This window comes from Luteimonas panaciterrae, from assembly GCF_020511115.1.
GTDB classification, from domain to species: domain Bacteria; phylum Pseudomonadota; class Gammaproteobacteria; order Xanthomonadales; family Xanthomonadaceae; genus Luteimonas; species Luteimonas panaciterrae.
The window spans coordinates 345789-362585 of sequence record NZ_JAJAVH010000007.1 but is presented as its reverse complement, the minus strand read 5'-3'; the positions used below and the strand labels follow the sequence as shown (position 1 = coordinate 362585).

Annotated in this window: 14 protein-coding genes and 1 riboswitch; of the genes, 7 read left to right on the top strand and 7 right to left on the bottom strand. The window is 66.2% G+C overall.

From position 1 onward, the window contains the following. Nucleotides 1-115: 115 nt before the first annotated feature. From LG367_RS09740 to ahcY, 3 genes are all read right to left on the bottom strand, one after another. Nucleotides 116-709, bottom strand: coding sequence for a hypothetical protein (locus tag LG367_RS09740; RefSeq protein WP_226469042.1), 594 nt, complete (start codon nt 707-709; stop codon nt 116-118). Nucleotides 710-783: 74 nt separating this feature from the next. Further along, the gene (gene metF / locus LG367_RS09735; protein ID WP_226469041.1) at nt 784-1608 is read right to left on the bottom strand and encodes a methylenetetrahydrofolate reductase [NAD(P)H]; all 825 of its coding nucleotides are present in this window, start codon (nt 1606-1608) and stop codon (nt 784-786) included. A 142-nt stretch (nt 1609-1750) separates the two neighbouring features. After that, the gene (gene ahcY, locus LG367_RS09730; RefSeq protein ID WP_226469040.1) at nt 1751-3196 is read right to left on the bottom strand and encodes an adenosylhomocysteinase; all 1446 of its coding nucleotides are present in this window, start codon (nt 3194-3196) and stop codon (nt 1751-1753) included. Nucleotides 3197-3236: 40 nt separating this feature from the next. After that, a riboswitch (S-adenosyl-L-homocysteine riboswitch) is annotated at nt 3237-3339 on the bottom strand. 297 nt (nt 3340-3636) lie between these two features. Here ahcY and LG367_RS09725 point away from each other — a divergent pair. Continuing rightward, the gene (locus tag LG367_RS09725) at nt 3637-4164 is read left to right on the top strand and encodes a hypothetical protein (RefSeq protein ID WP_226469039.1); all 528 of its coding nucleotides are present in this window, start codon (nt 3637-3639) and stop codon (nt 4162-4164) included. Further along, nucleotides 4161-5486 carry a DUF6056 family protein gene (locus tag LG367_RS09720; protein WP_226469038.1) on the top strand — a complete coding sequence of 442 codons (1326 nt, stop codon included), beginning with the start codon at nt 4161-4163 and terminating at the stop codon, nt 5484-5486. The genes LG367_RS09725 and LG367_RS09720 overlap by 4 nt, the downstream gene beginning before the upstream one ends. A 7-nt stretch (nt 5487-5493) precedes the next feature. Here the strand turns inward: LG367_RS09720 and LG367_RS09715 are convergent, their stop codons facing one another. From LG367_RS09715 to LG367_RS09705, 3 genes are all read right to left on the bottom strand, one after another. Beyond that, nucleotides 5494-6240: a proteasome-type protease gene (locus LG367_RS09715; protein WP_226469037.1), complete on the bottom strand. Its 747-nt coding sequence runs from the start codon at nt 6238-6240 to the stop codon at nt 5494-5496. 85 nt (nt 6241-6325) lie between these two features. Beyond that, nucleotides 6326-7333: an alpha-E domain-containing protein gene (locus LG367_RS09710; RefSeq protein WP_226469036.1), complete on the bottom strand. Its 1008-nt coding sequence runs from the start codon at nt 7331-7333 to the stop codon at nt 6326-6328. Then, entirely contained in the window at nt 7333-8724 is a 1392-nt protein-coding gene (locus LG367_RS09705; protein WP_226469035.1) for a circularly permuted type 2 ATP-grasp protein, read from the bottom strand. Before LG367_RS09705 ends, LG367_RS09710 begins: the two co-directional genes overlap by 1 nt. A 204-nt stretch (nt 8725-8928) precedes the next feature. Between LG367_RS09705 and LG367_RS09700 the strand changes: the two genes are divergently transcribed. Together LG367_RS09700 and LG367_RS09695 are read left to right on the top strand one after the other, a co-directional pair. After that, nucleotides 8929-9345, top strand: coding sequence for a universal stress protein (locus tag LG367_RS09700; RefSeq protein WP_226469034.1), 417 nt, complete (start codon nt 8929-8931; stop codon nt 9343-9345). 230 nt (nt 9346-9575) lie between these two features. Further along, entirely contained in the window at nt 9576-11504 is a 1929-nt protein-coding gene (locus LG367_RS09695; protein WP_226469269.1) for an esterase/lipase family protein, read from the top strand. A gap of 107 nt (nt 11505-11611) precedes the next feature. Here the strand turns inward: LG367_RS09695 and metK are convergent, their stop codons facing one another. Beyond that, complete coding sequence (gene metK / locus LG367_RS09690; protein WP_226469033.1) at nt 11612-12823, bottom strand: methionine adenosyltransferase; 1212 nt, start codon at nt 12821-12823, stop codon at nt 11612-11614. 359 nt (nt 12824-13182) lie between these two features. Between metK and olsF the strand changes: the two genes are divergently transcribed. From olsF to LG367_RS09675, 3 genes are read left to right on the top strand one after another with little or no spacing between them, the layout of a single operon-like run. After that, nucleotides 13183-14883, top strand: a complete 1701-nt coding sequence (gene olsF, locus LG367_RS09685; protein ID WP_226469032.1) for a bifunctional ornithine lipid synthase OlsF — start codon at nt 13183-13185, stop codon at nt 14881-14883. After that, nucleotides 14880-15701, top strand: a complete 822-nt coding sequence (locus LG367_RS09680) for a UDP-2,3-diacylglucosamine diphosphatase (protein ID WP_226469031.1) — start codon at nt 14880-14882, stop codon at nt 15699-15701. Before olsF ends, LG367_RS09680 begins: the two co-directional genes overlap by 4 nt. A 54-nt stretch (nt 15702-15755) precedes the next feature. Beyond that, on the top strand, nt 15756-16796 hold the full coding sequence (locus LG367_RS09675) for a metal-dependent hydrolase (protein WP_226469030.1): 1041 nt from the start codon (nt 15756-15758) through the stop codon (nt 16794-16796). The last annotated feature ends 1 nt before the right edge of the window (nt 16797 follow it).

The window sequence follows — 16797 nt, the reverse complement described above, 5'->3', positions numbered from 1 at the left end:
TTCCGGAGTGGAGGAGAGAATTCACGTGACTAAAGTCACGCTCCGGACGCTGCCGTCTCGCTTCGCATACAGGCAAGCTGCAGGTGCAGCAATGCGCGCTCTCAAGGCATCCCGTTTACAGGGTCAGCCACCAGCAGCCCATGTATTTGCGCAAACCGAACACCGTGCGCAGGGAGGTGGCCCCTCCCGGCGAGGTCTGGTCGACCCGCAGGGCGACCGGCGTGCGCCGGACCTGCGCCTCCGGGTAGTTGGCGGGGTCGACGTCGCCGCTGACGGTCATGTTGCCCTGGGCGTCGAGGCTGACTTGCGGCGCGGGCAGGATCGGGCTGATGTCGACCAGGGGGCGGCTGGCGATGGCGTCCAGGCGCGAGAGCACCGCGTAGCCGCCGTTGTTCGACATGCCCGACCAGTTGTAGAGCCCGGCCAGGCGGTTGGTGTCGTGGCTGTCGATGGCGGCGGTGAGTTCGTAGATCAGGTCGCGCACGCTGCGCGAGCAGCCGCGCGCGTAGGGCTTGCCGCCCACCTGCGGCGAACCGACCGTGGCGCGCGGCAGCGCGTCGGTGGCGCCGACGTCGTTGCAGTTGCGGTCGGTGAAGATCGACTTGCCGTCGGGGCCGGTACAGCGTTTGATCTGCGCGTCGGCGCGACCCGGCCAGCAGACGAAGGCCAGCGGCAGCAGCAGGATGCAGGCGAGGCGTAACGGCGGCATTGGCGGCATCGGCGCAGCGTAGCGTCGGACGCCCTCCTCTGGAAGGGCGTTCGACACAGCTTGCTGACCGGGATTCAGGACAGGCGCGCCAGCACCGACTGCGTCGGTTTCGCCAGGTTGAGCGTGTAGAAATGCAGCGCCGGCGCGCCGCCGTCGATCAGGCGCTGGCACAGCGCGGCGACGAAATCGGCGGCGAACTCGCGGATGCTATCGATGTCGTCGCCATAAGCGAGCATGCGCTTGCTGATCCAGCGCGGAATCTCGGCACCACAGGCTTCGGAGAAACGGCGCAGCTGGCTGAAATTGGAGATGGGCATGATGCCCGGCACGATCGGAATCGTGACGCCGAGCTTGCGCACGTCGTCGACGAAGCGGAAATACGCATCGGCGTTGTAGAAGTACTGCGTGATCGCGCCATCGGCGCCGGCGTCGACCTTGGCCTTGAAATGCTTCAGATCGGCCAGTGCGTGCTCCGCCTGCGGATGCGTTTCCGGATAGCAGCCTACTTCGATGTGGAAGAAGCCGTCGTGCTCGCGGCGGATGAATTCGACCAGATCGGTCGCGTAGCGGAAGTCGCCGGTGCGCGCCATGCCCGAGGGCAGATCGCCGCGCAGCGCGACGATGCGTCGGCAGCCCATCGCTTTGTAGCGCGTGAGCAGAGCGCCGAGCTCGGCACGCGTGCCGCCGATGCAGGAGATATGCGGTGCCGCGTCTAGGCCGTGATGATGATGCAGACGTTCGACGGTTTCTGGCGTGTAGTCGAGCGTCGAGCCGCCCGCGCCGAACGTGCAGGACACGTAGTCCGGCGCGTGCGTCTTCAGCTTCTTCGCGGTGCGATCGAGCTGATCGCGCTGCTCGTCAGTCTTGGGCGGATAGAACTCGAACGAAGTAGGAATCATGCAGGCCTTCCGAAAGGACTCCCTCCCCTGCGACTGCAGGGGAGGGCCGGGGAGGGGTGGCTTTTCGCGCATAGATTCGGCGCTGCGCGCCTCACACCCTCTCCCAACCTCCCCCTGCGAACAGGGGGAAGAGCGGAGAACATCAGTAGCGGTAGTGATCCGGCTTGTACGGACCTTCCACCGGCACGCCGAGGTAATCGGCCTGTTCCTTGGTGAGCTTGGTCAGCTTCACGCCGATCTTCTCCAGGTGCAGGCGTGCGACTTCCTCGTCGAGCTGCTTGGGCAGGCGATAGACGGTCTTCTCGTAGACGTCCTTGTTCTGCCACAGATCGATCTGCGCGAGCGTCTGGTTGGCGAACGAGTTCGACATCACGAAGCTCGGGTGGCCGGTGGCGCAGCCGAGGTTCACCAGGCGGCCTTCCGCGAGCAGGAAGATGCTGTTGCCGTTGTCAAAGGTGTACTTGTCGACCTGCGGCTTGATGTTGGTGTGCTTGGCGCCGGAGGCATACAGCGCGTCGACCTGGATCTCGTTGTCGAAGTGGCCGATGTTGCAGACGATGGCCTGATCCTTCATCTGCTGCATGTGCGCCAGCGTGATGATGTCCTTGTTGCCGGTGGTGGTGACGTAGATGTCGGCCGAGCCCAGGCTGTCCTCGATGGTGTTGACCTCGAAGCCTTCCATCGCCGCCTGCAGCGCGCAGATCGGGTCGATCTCGGTAACGATCACGCGCGCGCCGTAGGCACGCAGCGAGTGCGCCGAACCCTTGCCGACGTCGCCATAGCCGCAGACCACGGCCACCTTGCCGGCCAGCATCACGTCCATCGCGCGCTTGAGGCCGTCGGCCAGCGATTCGCGGCAGCCGTAGAGGTTGTCGAACTTGGACTTGGTGACCGAGTCGTTGACGTTGATCGCGGGGATCAGCAGCTTGCCGGCCTCGGCGATCTGGTAGAGGCGATGCACGCCGGTGGTGGTTTCCTCGGACACGCCCTTCCAGTCCTTGACCACTTCGGTCCAGAAGCCGGGGCGCTCCTTGGCGACGCGCTTGAGCAGGTTCTTGATGACCTGTTCCTCGTGCGAGGAAGCCGGTTCGTCGACCCACTTCGAGCCGTTCTCCAGCTCGTAGCCCTTGTGGATCAGCAGGGTGACGTCGCCGCCGTCGTCGACGACCAGCTGCGGGCCCTTGTTGCCCGGGAAGGTCAGCGCGGCGAGCGTGCAGTCCCAGTACTCTTCGAGCGTCTCGCCCTTCCATGCGAACACCGGCGTGCCGGTGGCGGCGATGGCGGCGGCGGCCTGATCCTGGGTCGAGAAGATGTTGCAGGAGGCCCAGCGCACGTCGGCGCCGATGTCCTTCAGGGTCTCGATCAGCACGGCGGTCTGGATGGTCATGTGCAGCGAGCCGGTCACGCGCACGCCCTTGAGCGGCTTGGCGGTGGCGTGCTTGCGGCGGATCGACATCAGGCCCGGCATCTCGTGCTCGGCGATGTCGATTTCCTTGCGACCCCAGTCGGCCAGGGAGATGTCGGCGACCTTGTAATCGCCTTCGGTGGAGAATTGCTTCGTAGAAGCGGGCTTGGCTACGGCGTTCATTGAGGGGTGTGCTCCGTTGTCGTGAGTCCGTGGGGACTCGCAGTCACGGGCGCCGTTACGGTGACGCGACGCCGAGCCTGGCCGTCTCTCCGGCGGCCGTGCGGAGCACGGGTGGGAGTACGGTCGCAGCGCCCCTCGGCGAAGCGGGTGAATTCTATCGCTTTCTCGCGATGAAGGGATGAACCGGGGCGGATTCCGCGCCGGCGGCGGGCCGGCCGGAGGGCGGTGATCGGCATGCCCACGGGCGCTTTCACGATGCCACCGAGGGATATGAAATATCGGGCCCGGTTGTCATCCGGAGGAGTAGTCGTCTTCAAGGGCGCTCTGCTATTGTCCGCGCCGGCTGCCGGTCAGCAGCCAGCGCCCGCGGATGACCGTGCGCTCCAGTTCGTGTCGGAGACCACGGCTTGTCGAATTCCTCTACGCGGGGCGCGCTTCCTATGGCGCATTCATCCGGCGAATCCGGTGCCGGTGCGATCGGCCGTCTGGCGGCGATCGGCCTGTTGCTGGCCGCGCTCGCCGCCGTGCTGTTCCATGGGTTCCTGTTCCGGCGCGACAACGCGGCACCGGTGGTGGACGTCAGCGGATACGCCGTCGGCGCGCCGGCCGATGTCGCCTATGCGATCGACGGATGCTGGGTGACGCCGCGCAAGGTCGCGGTGCGCGGCTGGATCGCGCGCAAGGGCGCGGCCATAGGCCGGCGCAGCGTGCGCGTGGTGGCGATCGACGCGGCGAGCGGGGAAGCACGCGCGCTGCGGACGGTGCTGCAGGCGCGTTCGGACATCGCGGAGATGCTCATGCACCGTCTCGGCGGAACGGACGCTTACGCCCTGCCGGGCTTCGTCGCTTCGCTCAACCTCGCGGCCACGGATCAATCCCTGCGCGGACGCACGCTCCATGTGGCCTATGACGACGGACGCGTGAAAGTGCTCATTCCGCTCGAATGCCGGATCGAGGGCGCGCCATGACGCCGGCACCGATCTGGAAATCCCGGCGATTGTTCTTCCTGTTCACGGTCGCCGCGATCGTGGCCTTGCAACTGGTCGCGTTCGGCAATCACTGGGTGAACGACGACAGTTTCTTCGGTCGCGTGCTCGATCAGCAGGGCCTTCTCGATTTCATGGCGTTCCGCTACGAGCACTGGTCCGGCAGGATCCTCGTCGAGGCCGCGCTCGTGTATCTGACGCGGCACCTGTGGCTGTGGAAGCTGTGCAACGCGGCCTTCCTGCTGCTGCTGTGCTACGCAGGAGGCCGCCTCGCGACCGCGCGCGAGGAGATGTCCTCGTCGGTCGCCACCGCGCTGATGTTCTGCCTCTTCATGCTGGTGTCGTATGAAGTGCTGTTCTATTCCGCGTGGTGGGTGACCGGATCGGTCAACTATCTGTGGACGGTGGCACTGGCGGCGTATGCGCTGATCGGGCTGGTCGAGCAGAAGCCGCATGCACCGCTCGAGCGCATCGGATTCGCGATCGCCGCGCTCCTGTCCGTGCAGAACGAACAGGTGGCGCTGGTGATGGTGCTCGCCAGCGCGTTGCTGCTGTTGCGCAAAGGCATACTGCGGCAGGCCGGCATCTGGGACTTCGCGCAGGTGGCTGCCACGATCGTGAGCGCGGCACTGGTGTTCGCGGCGCCCGGAACGGAGGCCCGCTACAGCGTGGAAACCTCGGTGCGTTTCCCCAACTTCGGCGATCTGGGCCTTCCCGACAAGATCAGCATGGGGCTTGGCCTGGTGATGGACGGGTTGACCGATCCGCACAACCTGCTGATGGCCGTGGCCTGTTTGCTGGCCTTGGCGCTGGTGATGAAGCGGTCGATCGGCCGGATCACGCAGGTAGTCATCGCGATCGCGATCGTGTTCCTGCTGCTGGGTCATCTGCGGCTGCTGTCGCCGTTCGGGCATGCGCTGGCCACGTTCTACGTGCTGCCGGAGCCGCTGGCGCTGCAGGCGAGTTCGAGCCGCGCTTATGCGTTGTCGGCGTGGATCCTGTTCTGCCTGGCGGCCGCTTTGATCGCGTGCATCGTCGCGGCGGGGCGGACAAGCCGCGATGCGATGTTCTCCCTGGTCGCGCTGACGCTGGGCCTGGCGGCCGTGGCGATGCTCGGTTTCGCGCCGACGGTGTATGCCTCGGGCGAACGCGTCCAGTTCATCGGACAGATGGCGCTGATGCTGGTCGTAGCGAAGATGATCCTGGCGCTGCGCGCCGTCTACGGGCAGCGCGCGTATGAAGCGGCCGTGTTCGTCGTCGCGCTCGCGGCCGCCGTGCGCGTGGTCCGTCTGTTGATCGGTTAGGCCGGCGTCAGCCCGGGAGATCCGTCAGCCAGGTCGGCCCTGGCAGATCGCGCACGCCGCGGCGCAGCGTCTCGTTCCACTCGGTGCGGACGGTGTGCAGATAGGGATCGTCCTCTTCCAGCCGCTGCTTGAGGTTCGCGTTGAAGCTGTCGCGGCGGTACAGGAGCAGATCGAGCGGCGGTCCGACCGACAGGTTCGAGCGCATGGTCGAATCGAACGACACCAGCACGCACTTGCAGGCCTCGGTCATCGAGGTGCGCGGAGTGATGACGCGGTCGAGGATGGGTTTGCCGAACTTGCTCTCGCCGGTCTGGAAGTAGGGGGTTTCCGGCGAGCTTTCGATGAAGTTGCCTTCGGAGTACACCAGGAACAGCCGCGGCGCCTCGCCTTTGATCTGGCCGCCGACGATGAAGGAACCACTCGGGTCGACACCGCTGTCGCGCAAATAGGCGGCATCGCGTGCCCGGATTTCGCGCAGCGCGTCGCCGACGTGCTGCGCCACTTCGAACATCGAGCGGGCATTGCCGATGCCGGGGCGTTGCGGGTCGTGCGCGGCGCGATGTTCGAGCAGATTGACCGCGTTCTGCGTCAACGACAGGTTGCCGGACGACAGCGTCACGATCATGCGCTCGCCCTCGTTGACGTAGACGCGCATCTTGCCGTTGCGGCGAACGTCGTCGACGCCGGCGTTGGTGCGCGAATCGGAAGCGAGGATCAGGCCCTGCTCCAGGTTGAGGCCGATGCAATACGTCATGGGTGCGCCGAGGGCTCGATGGGGGAATCGCGGTAATTTTGCCTCGCGCAGCGCCGGTACGGGAAGCGCGCTGCGGTGAGGGCCGTCATTGCGACTGGGAGTGCGATTGTGCTTGCGGCGCGGCTTGCGGCAGTGACTGTTCCGCCGCCAGCATGAATTGTCGATGGATTTCATCGCCGAGCCGCGTGAGCCGCGCCATCGCATCCTGCAGCCAGGTTTCCAGGCCGGAGGCGATGATCTCGTCGATGCGCGCGTAGCGCGTGAACGCCGACAGCGCGCCGGCCTGGCGCACGACCTCCAGGCCGTCACCACCGGCCAGCGTGCGCAGGACGCCGTGCAGGGTGTTGGTGCAGGTCTGCAGCGAGCGCGGATTGCCGTCCCGCAGTAGCATCAGTTCGGTGACATTGGCCGGGCTGACCGATTCGCGATACACCCGGCGATAGGTCTCGAACGCCGAGAGCGACTGCAGCAGCGCGCTCCATTGGAAATACTGCACGGCATCGCGCGCTTCGCCCGATTCGGGGAGATCGCTGTCGCTGCCGGTGATGTCGAGCAGGCGGATCGCCCAGTCGGCACGTTCGATGAAGGCGCCCAGCTGCAGGAAGTGATAGCCCTCGCCGCGCCCGAGCGTGCCGATGGTGACGCCACGAAAGGCCGCCGAACGACCCTTCACCCATTCCAGGATGCTGTTGACGCCGTCGCGACGCATGCGCGCCGTGTTGAGACTGCGCATCTCCAGCCACGAGGTGTTGAGGTCCTCGTACATCTCCGAGGTGATGGCCACGCGCTGTGCGCGCGCGTTCTCGCGCGCGTCGCGGAAACAGCTGTAGATCGAGGAGGAATTGTCGGGCGAGAGCAGCAGGTGGCGCAGCACGCCGTCGGCGTCGATGATGCCGTAGCGCTGCACGAAGGCATCGGCGATGCCGAGGGCGTCGAGCGCGCGTCGCCACGGCGCGGCCTCGGCCTTGCCGCGGTCCAGGCGTTCGGGGAGCATCGCGATGCGCAAGGTCACGTCGATCAGGCGCGCGGTGTTCTCCGCGCGTTCCATGTGGCGGGAGACCCAGTACAGATCGTTGGCGGTCCGACAGAGCATCAGCCCTCCAATACCCAAGTGTCTTTGGTGCCGCCGCCCTGCGACGAGTTCACCACCAGCGAGCCTTCGCGCAGCGCCACGCGCGTGAGGCCGCCGGGCATCACGTGGATGCGGCGGCCGCACAGGATGTAAGGGCGCAGATCGATGTGGCGCGGCGCGAGACCGCTCTCGACGAAGGTGGGGCAGGTCGACAGCGACAAGGTCGGCTGCGCGATGTAGTTGTCGGGCGTGGCGAGGATGCGGCGACGGAATTCCTCGATCTCCGCCTTGCTCGCCGCCGGTCCCACCAGCATGCCGTAGCCGCCGGCGCCGTGGACTTCCTTCACCACCAGCTCGGCGAGATTGTCGAGCGTGTAGCGCAGGTCGTCCGGATTGCGCAACTGATAGGTCGGCACGTTGTGCAGGATCGGCTCCTCGCTGAGATAGAAGCGGATCATCTCCGGCACGTAGGGATAGACCGACTTGTCGTCGCCGACGCCGGTGCCGGGTGCGTTCGCCAGCGTCACGCGGCCGGCGCGATAGGCGTTGAACAGGCCGGGTACGCCGAGCAGCGATTCGGGCCGGAACACGGTCGGATCGAGGAAGTCGTCGTTGATGCGGCGATAGATCACGTGCACGCGCTGCGCGCCACGGGTGGTCCGCATGTAGACGGTGTCGTCGCGCACGAACAGGTCGGCGCCCTCGACCAGCTCCACGCCCATCTGCTGCGCCAGGAAGGCGTGTTCGAAGTACGCGGAATTGGCCGAGCCCGGCGTGAGGATCGCCACGGTGGGATTGTCGATGCCGGGCGGCGCGGCCTGGCGCAGGATTTCCTGCAGCGCGTCGGGATAGCGTTCGACGGGCGCGATCTGCTGGCGCGCGAACAGCTCCGGGATCAGCCGCGTCATCATGCGGCGGTTTTCCAGCATGTAGGACACGCCGGAAGGCACGCGCAGATTGTCCTCGAGCACGTAGTACTCGCCGTCGCCCGCGCGTACCAGATCGATGCCGGAAATGTGCGAATAGACACCGCCCGGCACTTGCAGGCCGCGCATTTCGTGGCGATAGGCTTCGTTGTCCAGCACCAGTGATTGCGGCACCTTGCCGTCGCGCAGGATGCGCTGTTCGCCGTAGACGTCGCCGAGGAACAGATTGAGCGCATGCACGCGCTGGCGCAGGCCGGCTTCGAGCATTCTCCACTCGGCGGCGGGCACGATGCGCGGCACCAGATCGAAGGGGATCAGGCGTTCGCTGCCCGATTCCTCGCCATAGACGGAGAAGGTGATGCCGACGCGATGGAAGGAAATCTCCGCTTCGCGCCGTTTGTGTTCGACCGCGGGAGCGGGCGTCTGTTGCAGCCAGTCGTCGAAGGCATGGTAGTGCGGACGGACGTCGCCGTCGGCAGCGCGCATTTCGTCGTAACTGGTCCGCATAGGCCTTGCGCTCGGCGGGGCCATTCCCGGTTCCACTGATACCACGTGTTGCGGGACTTGCCTAGATGTTGCGACGCACCAATGGCGTGGCCGCAGGGTCCCGACGTTAATTGGCCGATCACGCGGAAGGGCGGATCATGCTGATGTGAATATCGGTTCGAACCGCGGCGGAGGCGCATTCCCATGTCCAGACGAATCCTTGTGGGCTACGACGGTTCCGATTCGGCCAAGCGGGCGTTCCGGCTCGCGGTCGATCTGGCCCGTGCTTTCGGCGGGCGCGTGCGCGTGGTGACGGTGTTGCAGCCGGCGGTGAGCGGGATCGAGGGCATGGCGGTGCTGGTGGCCGACAACAGCCCGCAGCACGCCACCGAAATGCTGGAGGGGCTGGTCGGTGCGTCTCCGGACGCGGCCGGGCTCGTCGACACGACCGTGCTCAACGGCAGTCCGGGCGACGTGCTGTTGAGCGAGGTCGAGCAGCATGGCATCGACCATATCGTCATCGGCCATAGCGAACGCGGCGCGCTGGCGCGCTGGCTGATCGGTTCGGTGTCCACGGATGTGCTGGCGCGCTCGCACGTGCCGGTGACGGTCGTGCGCTGATCGCGCGGACGCAGCAAAGAGGAACCGCTCCGCGTTCACGCGGCCTTGATCGCTTTGCGCGGCGGGACGGGTTTGTCGGATCATGACGATATGATCCGATCGCGTCGCCGATTCTTGAACTCGCACCCGAAATCGATTCGAGCGAACATTCCGGGCCAATTGTCGTCGGGTGCTTCGCCGTGACGCGCGGAAACGCACGCCGATACGTCTCGATCGCCCTGCTGCTGGCGATGGCATGCCTGTCGCTGACCCTCGGCGGCTGCGCGATGGTGAAGGTGAAGTCGCTCGGCGCCGAGGATTACATCGCGGCCAAGCGCGGCGATGTGCTCAGCAGCGGCGAATTGAGCGCCGCCAGCCTGGAAGCGCTGCAAGTGCTGGGCATCGAAGCCAAGACCTGCACGGCGGACGTGCCGGCATGCGCCAAGACGCTGTCCACGAGCGAAGGGCTGGACGAGGAACGCAAGCTGTCCACGTCCGCCGAACTCTGGACGCAGGCGGCGATCCGCCTCACCCCGAAAGGGGAGGCCGCGCAAAGCGACGCCACGGTGGGCGCATGGCTGGAAGCCGCGCGCTATGCCTACGCCTATCTGTTCTTCAGTCCGCGCGCGCCGGGCGAGCGTGCGTTCGAGGATCGCCAGACCCAGGTCCGCGACTACTACAACTACGCGGTGCAGCAGGTGGTGGGCAGCCTGTTCGCGCGTTGGCGCGCGCAGATCGCTAGTGATGGCGGCGTGCGTCGCGACACGGAGATGGATGTCGCCGGCTGGCGCGTGAACGCGGAAGCGACCGAACTGCGAATGCCGGGCGGCGTTCCGTATCCGGATGCGATCGCGCCGGCGTCATCCTTGCGCTTCGAAGGCGTGCGCAGCGTGTATCGCCGCGATGGCTTCGGTGCTGAACTGGTGGCCGAAGTCTCGCCGGCGGCGGTGGGCGATCCGGCCGCGTATCCCGGCGCGCTTCCGGGCACGCCACTGGCCGGCGAGAGCCGCGACGACAAGGCGCCGGCCTTCAGCGAGATGCCGTTCATGCCGGTGACGCTGCTGCTGCGCTTCGACGGGCAGACGCTGGCGCAGGTGCTGACTACGCGGCGCGTGCTGATCTCGCCCTACGATCCGTATCGCCAGGCGGAAGTGATCGTGCAAGGACAGCGGCTGCCGCTGGCGGCCAACTTCACCGCCGGCTACGGGCTGTGGCTGGCGCGTTCGGGTTTCGCCAAGCAGTCGCTGCGTTCGATGCTCGGCCGCGAGCGCGGCATCGTGCGGCCGCATCTGTATCTGATGCAGCCCTACGATCCGGAGCGCAGGATCGTGCTGATGCTGCACGGATTGGCCAGCAGCCCCGAGGCCTGGGTGAACGTCGCCAACGAAATCATGGGCGACGAGCAGCTGCGCCGGCATTACCAGATCTGGCAGGTCTATTACCCGACCAACATGCCGATCGCCTGGAACCGCGCGGAAATCGCCAAGCTGGTCGAACAGGCGCTCAAGCATTTCGACCCCGCCGGACAGGCGCCGGCTTCGCAGCACATGGTGCTGATCGGGCACAGCATGGGTGGCGTGCTGGCGCGATTGCTGGTGTCTTCTTCCGGCGATCAACTGTGGAGCGCCGTCACCGCCGGGCGTGATCTTTCCGGCGATCGCGGAGAACGCATTCGCCGGCGCCTGCAGCCGCTGCTGAATTTCCAGCCGCTGCCGCAGGTCGATCGCGCCGTCTTCATCGCTGCGCCGCATCGCGGAACGGCGATGGCCGATGGTGGGCTGGGACGCTTCGTCGGCAAGCTGATTCGTTTGCCCGCCACGCTGCTGACGCGCTTCGCCGACGTGCTGAGCGATCTCGCCGGCAACGAAAAGGGAGAGGGCAGGAAGCACAAGCGTGCCATGCCCAACAGCATCGACAACCTGCGCGATACCGATCCCTTCGTGCATGCCGCCGCCGATCTGCCGATCTCGCCGCGTGTGCGCTACAACTCGATCATCGCCCAGCGCGATCCCAAGCTGCCGCTGATCGATTCCGACGACGGCCTGGTGCCTTATCGCAGCGCGCACCTGGCGGGCGCCGAATCGGAACTGGTGATCACCTCATGGCACAGCGTGCAGGAAACGCCGCAGGCGATCCTGGAGATTCGCCGCATCCTGCACAAGCAGATCGGCACGGAGTGAATGGCGCGGCGCCGATGAGCGCACGGCCCTGAAAAACGAAACGGGCCGCGAAGCGGCCCGTTCCATGCGGATCAAGATGATCCGATCACGATGATTTAAAGCACCGATTACTTGAGACCAGAGGCCTTGCGCAGTTCCTCGGCCTTGTCGGTCTGCTCCCACGAGAACGCGGTGGCGGTGTGCTTCTTGCCGGCCGAGTCGGTGTAGGTGATCTGCTTCGGCTTGCGGCCGAAATGACCGTAGGCGGCGGTGTCCTGATACATCGGATGGATCAGGTCGAGCATCTTGATGATGCCGTACGGACGCAGGTCGAAGTGCTTGCGGATCAGCTTCTCGATCTTGTCGTCGCTGATCTTGCCGGTGCCGAAGGTGGTCACCGAGATCGAGGTCGGCTCGGCCACGCCGATGGCGTAGCTGACCTGCACTTCGCAGCGATCGGCCAAACCGGCCGCGACCACGTTCTTGGCGACATAGCGCGCGGCGTAGGCAGCCGAACGGTCGACCTTTGACGGATCCTTGCCGGAGAACGCGCCGCCGCCGTGACGGGCCCAGCCGCCGTAGGTGTCGACGATGATCTTGCGGCCGGTCAGGCCGCAGTCGCCCACCGGGCCGCCGATGACGAACTTGCCGGTCGGGTTGATGTGGAACTTGGTGCCCTTGTGCAGCCACTTGGCCGGCAGCACGGGCTTGAGGATTTCCTCGCGCACGGCTTCGATCAGATCCTTCTGCTTCACGTCCGGATCGTGCTGGGTGGAGAGCACCACGGCGTCGATGGCCGAGGCCTTGCCGTCTTCATAGCGCAGGGTGACCTGCGACTTGGCGTCGGGACGCAGCCACGGCAGCGGCGACTTCTTCGCCTTGCGCACCTTGGCCTGCTGCTCGACCAGGCGGTGCGAGAGGTGGATCGCCGCCGGCATGTAGCTGTCGGTTTCGTTGGTGGCATAGCCGAACATCAGGCCCTGATCGCCCGCGCCCTGTTCTTCCGGCTTCTTGCGGTCCACGCCCTGGTTGATGTCGGGCGACTGCTTGCCGATCAGGTTGAGCACGCCGCAGGTGGCGCCGTCGAAACCGACGTCGGAGCTGTCGTAGCCGATGTCGAGGATGACCTTGCGCGTCAGCGCTTCCAGGTCGATCCAGGCCGAGGTGGTGATCTCGCCGGCGACGATCGCCACGCCCGTCTTCACCATCGTCTCGCAGGCCACACGCGCGCGCTTGTCCTGGGCCAGGATGGCATCGAGCACCGCATCGGAAATCTGGTCGGCGACCTTGTCCGGATGGCCTTCCGAAACCGATTCGGAGGTGAAGAGGTAGCTGGACATCGGCTTAATATCCTTGTATTCGGATGAAAAGATGGGCGCGCATGATACACGGGCGGGGTGACGCGCGCATCATGACGGAAACGATGTTTCCCGGGAATTAAGCAGCGGGAAAGTGAAGAGGCGTCGTCTGGGCGCCTGACGGGCCGGATGCGCGGGGCTGTGACCGGGTTTTCCGCTCGCCGACGCGGATCGGGAGGTGTCGGACGGCGTGGCCGTTCACACTGGCAATGCATCGGGCCGCTTTGTAATCTTGCCGCAGCAATTCAGCAATATCGATGTCGCAGGGCGGGCGCAGGCTGCCGGCCAACCAGGCCCGCCCTAAAACAAGCCCGCCCCTGCCAGGCCGTCCCCACGCCGCCATGCTGTCACTCGAAGAACGCCTGCAACAACGCTTTCCGCAATGGTTCAGCGGTCGCCGTGCGGCGCTGACGCGTCCGCTGCTGCGCACGCTCGGGCGCTGGTCGCGGTTCGAGACGATCGAGCATTTCCTGGCCGAGAGCGGCCACCTGCGCGATTTCGCCTTCGTGGACGCCGCGCTGGATCACGTGCAGGCGCGCTACACCGTGGATTCGGGCGAAGGCCATATCCCGGAACGCGGCAGGCTGCTGATCGTCGCCAACCATCCTTCCGGCGCGACCGACGCGCTGGCGCTGCTGCAGCATGTCGGCACCGTGCGCCGCGACGTGCGCATCATCGCCAACGATCTGCTGATGATGCTGGAGCCCTTGTCCGGCCTGCTGCTGCCGGTGCGCATTCTCGACGGCCGCGCCGGGGCCGAGAGCCTGCGCGCGGTCGAGCAGGCGTTGCGGCAGGAGCAGTGCGTGATCGTGTTCCCGGCCGGCGAAGTCTCGCGCCTCGGACTGCGCGGCGTGCGCGACGGCCGCTGGCAGCGCGGCTTCGTGCGCTTTGCCCGCAAGACCGGCGCGCCGGTGCTGCCGGTGCGCATCAAGGCGCGTAATTCGGCGCTGTTCTACGGCGCTTCGGCCCTGTTCAAGCCGGCCGGCACCGCGCTGCTGGCGCGCGAGATGTACGCGCGCCGCAACCGCCCGCTGAGCCTGCGCATCGGCCAGCCGCTGAAGATCGAACCCGATGCCGATCCGGTGACGGCGTTGCGCACCGTGCGCAAGGCGCTGTATGCGCTCGGCAAGCAGCGCATGTCGCAGACGCCGGGGCCGGAGCCGCTGGCACCGCCGGAACCCGTTGAACTGCTGCGCGCGGAAATCGCCGCCACCGAACTGCTCGGCGAAACCCAGGACGGCAAGCAGATCCGCCTGGCGCGCCTGCGCACCGATTCGCCGCTGCTGCGCGAGATCGGCCGCGCGCGCGAGTTCACCTTCCGCAAGGTGGGCGAGGGCACCGGCCGCAGTCGCGACATCGACGCCTACGACGCCCACTACGAACAGATCGTGCTGTGGGACGCGGACGCCGAACGCATCGCCGGCGGCTACCGCGTGATGCGCGGTTCGCGTGCGCTGGCCGATCGCGGTTTGTCCGGCCTCTACACCGCTTCGCTGTTCCGCTATTCCGACGATCTGATCCCGCACATCGCCGAGGGCATGGAACTGGGCCGCAGCTACGTGACCCCGGAATACTGGGGCAGCCGTAGCCTCGACTACCTGTGGTACGGCCTCGGCGCGTATCTGATGCGTTATCCGGGCGTGCGCTACCTGTTCGGGCCGGTCTCGATCAGCGCGGCGCTGCCGCTGCCGGCGCGCGAGCAGCTCGTTGCCTACTACCAGCGCTACTACGGCTGCCAGGAACCGCTCGTGGCCTCGCTGAAGCCGTTCCAGTACTTCGCCGCGCCGCCGTCGTTCGGCGAGATGGACGCCGACACTGCCTTCGGCGTGCTGAAGGGCAATCTGTCCGCGCTGGGCGCGTCGGTGCCGATGCTCTACAAGCAGTACACCGATCTGTGCGAGCCGGGCGGCGCGCGCTTCCTCGCCTTCGGCGTCGATCCGGATTTCAGCGATTCGATCGATGGCCTGATCGAAGTGGACATGCACAAGCTGCGCCCGAACAAGCGAAAACGCTATCTCAAGCAAGCCGGGGCCGACGCATGAGCCCCGCGACCGCGAGCAAGGGGCGTCGGCGCGCGGTCTTCGTATCCGATGTCCATCTCGGCTCCAAGCATTGCCATGCGGAGGAGCTGGCGGCGTTCCTGTCGACGCTGGATTGCGCACGGCTGTATCTGGTCGGCGACATCGTCGACCTGTGGTGGCTGGCGCAGCGCCGCGCGCGCTGGGGGCAGGCGCACAACCACGTGGTTGAGGCACTGCACGCGCTGCGCCGCAAGGGCACCGAGCTGATCTACATCCCTGGCAACCATGATCGCCCGGTGCGCCGCTTCTGCGGTCTCGCGTTGCCGGCGATGCAGGTGCGCCGCCGCACCATCCACGTCACCGCCGACGGGCGCCGTCTGCTGGTGGTGCATGGCGATGATTACGACGCGGTCACCCATTTCGGCGGGTTGCAGGAGAAATTCGGCGACTGGCTGTACTATCGCATCCTCACCGGCAATCAGGTGCTCAACCGGATTCGCCGCAGCTTCGGTCTGCGTTACTGGTCGTTGTCGGAATTCCTCAAGCGCCAGAGCGGCGCGGCGGAACGCTACATCGAGCGCTTCGTGCAGGCCGGGCTCGACGATGCACAACGGCGCGGGCTCGACGGCATCGTCTGCGGCCATATCCATCGTGCCGGCCTCGTGCAGCGCGACCGGCTGATCTACGCCAACGACGGCGACTGGGTCGAAAGCCTGACCGCGCTGGTCGAGGAGGCCGACGGTACGCTGCGTTTGCTCTCGCATCGCGGCGATGTTCTGGCGGAGATTCCGCCGCGCCTGCGGCTGGTGCAGGAAAACGGGCTGGCGCGAGCGGCCTGAGGAAAGCCCACCACATCCCTGAAGTTTCGCGTCGAAACCCTTTAGCATCGGCGCATGGATTCGATCACCCATCTGTTCTACGGCGGCGCCATCGCCGCCGCCATCGCGCCGCGCGGGCATCGGCGCGCGGCTCTGCTTGCCGGCGCCGCGCTCAACACCTTGCCCGACCTGGATGTGATTCCGCTGCGGTTGTTCGCCGATCCGGTCGCGGAAATGACCTGCCATCGCGGGCTGACCCATTCCTGGCTCGTGCTGCCCTTCGTCGCCTGGGCGATCTGGGCGTTCTTCAAGCGTCGCGGCGGGCGCGTGGCGCAGGAACCGGCGCGCTGGTTCTGGGCGATCCTGCTCTGCCTGATGGCGCATCCGCTGATCGATTCGTTCACCGTCTACGGCACGCAGCTGTTCTGGCCGCTGCCGATGCAGCCGCTGATGTGGTCGAGTTTGTTCATCATCGATCCGCTGTTCACGCTGCCGTGGCTGGTGGCATGCGTCGTTGCCTGGTTCGCGCGCGAGCGGGTGCTGGCGCAGCGCGCGCTCGTGGTTGGCATCGCGTTGGGTGTGGCCTACGTCGGCTGGTCGCTGACTGCCAAGTGGATGATCGAACGCGAAGCCGATCGCGCGCTCGCGCGCATTGGCCTTGGTGCCGCGCCGCGTTTCTCGGTGCCGATGCCGTTCAACACGCTGCTGTGGCGGGTGGTGGCGATGACGCCGCAAGGATTCGTGGAAGGCGAACGCTCGCTGGTCGCCGATCGAGGAGATATCCGCTTCCGTGCCTATCCATCGGATACGCAGGCGCTCGCCGCGGTCCGCGACTTCAAGGTGGTGCAGCGGCTGACCTGGTTCAACCACGGCTTCCAGAAAGCTGAAACATACGAAGACAAGCTCGTGCTGAGCGATCTGCGAATGGGCAGCGAGCCCGATTACACGTTCCGTTTCGCCGTGGCCAAGCACAACAGCCCGACCTGGCGCGAGATCCCGCCCGAGCAGCTGAAATGGCCCTGGCAGGCGGGCAAACGCTTGCCGGAGATGTGGCAGCGAATCTGGCAGGAACCGAAAGCGATCGGGGAAGGCGAAAAGGCGGTCGCGAAGAACTGAA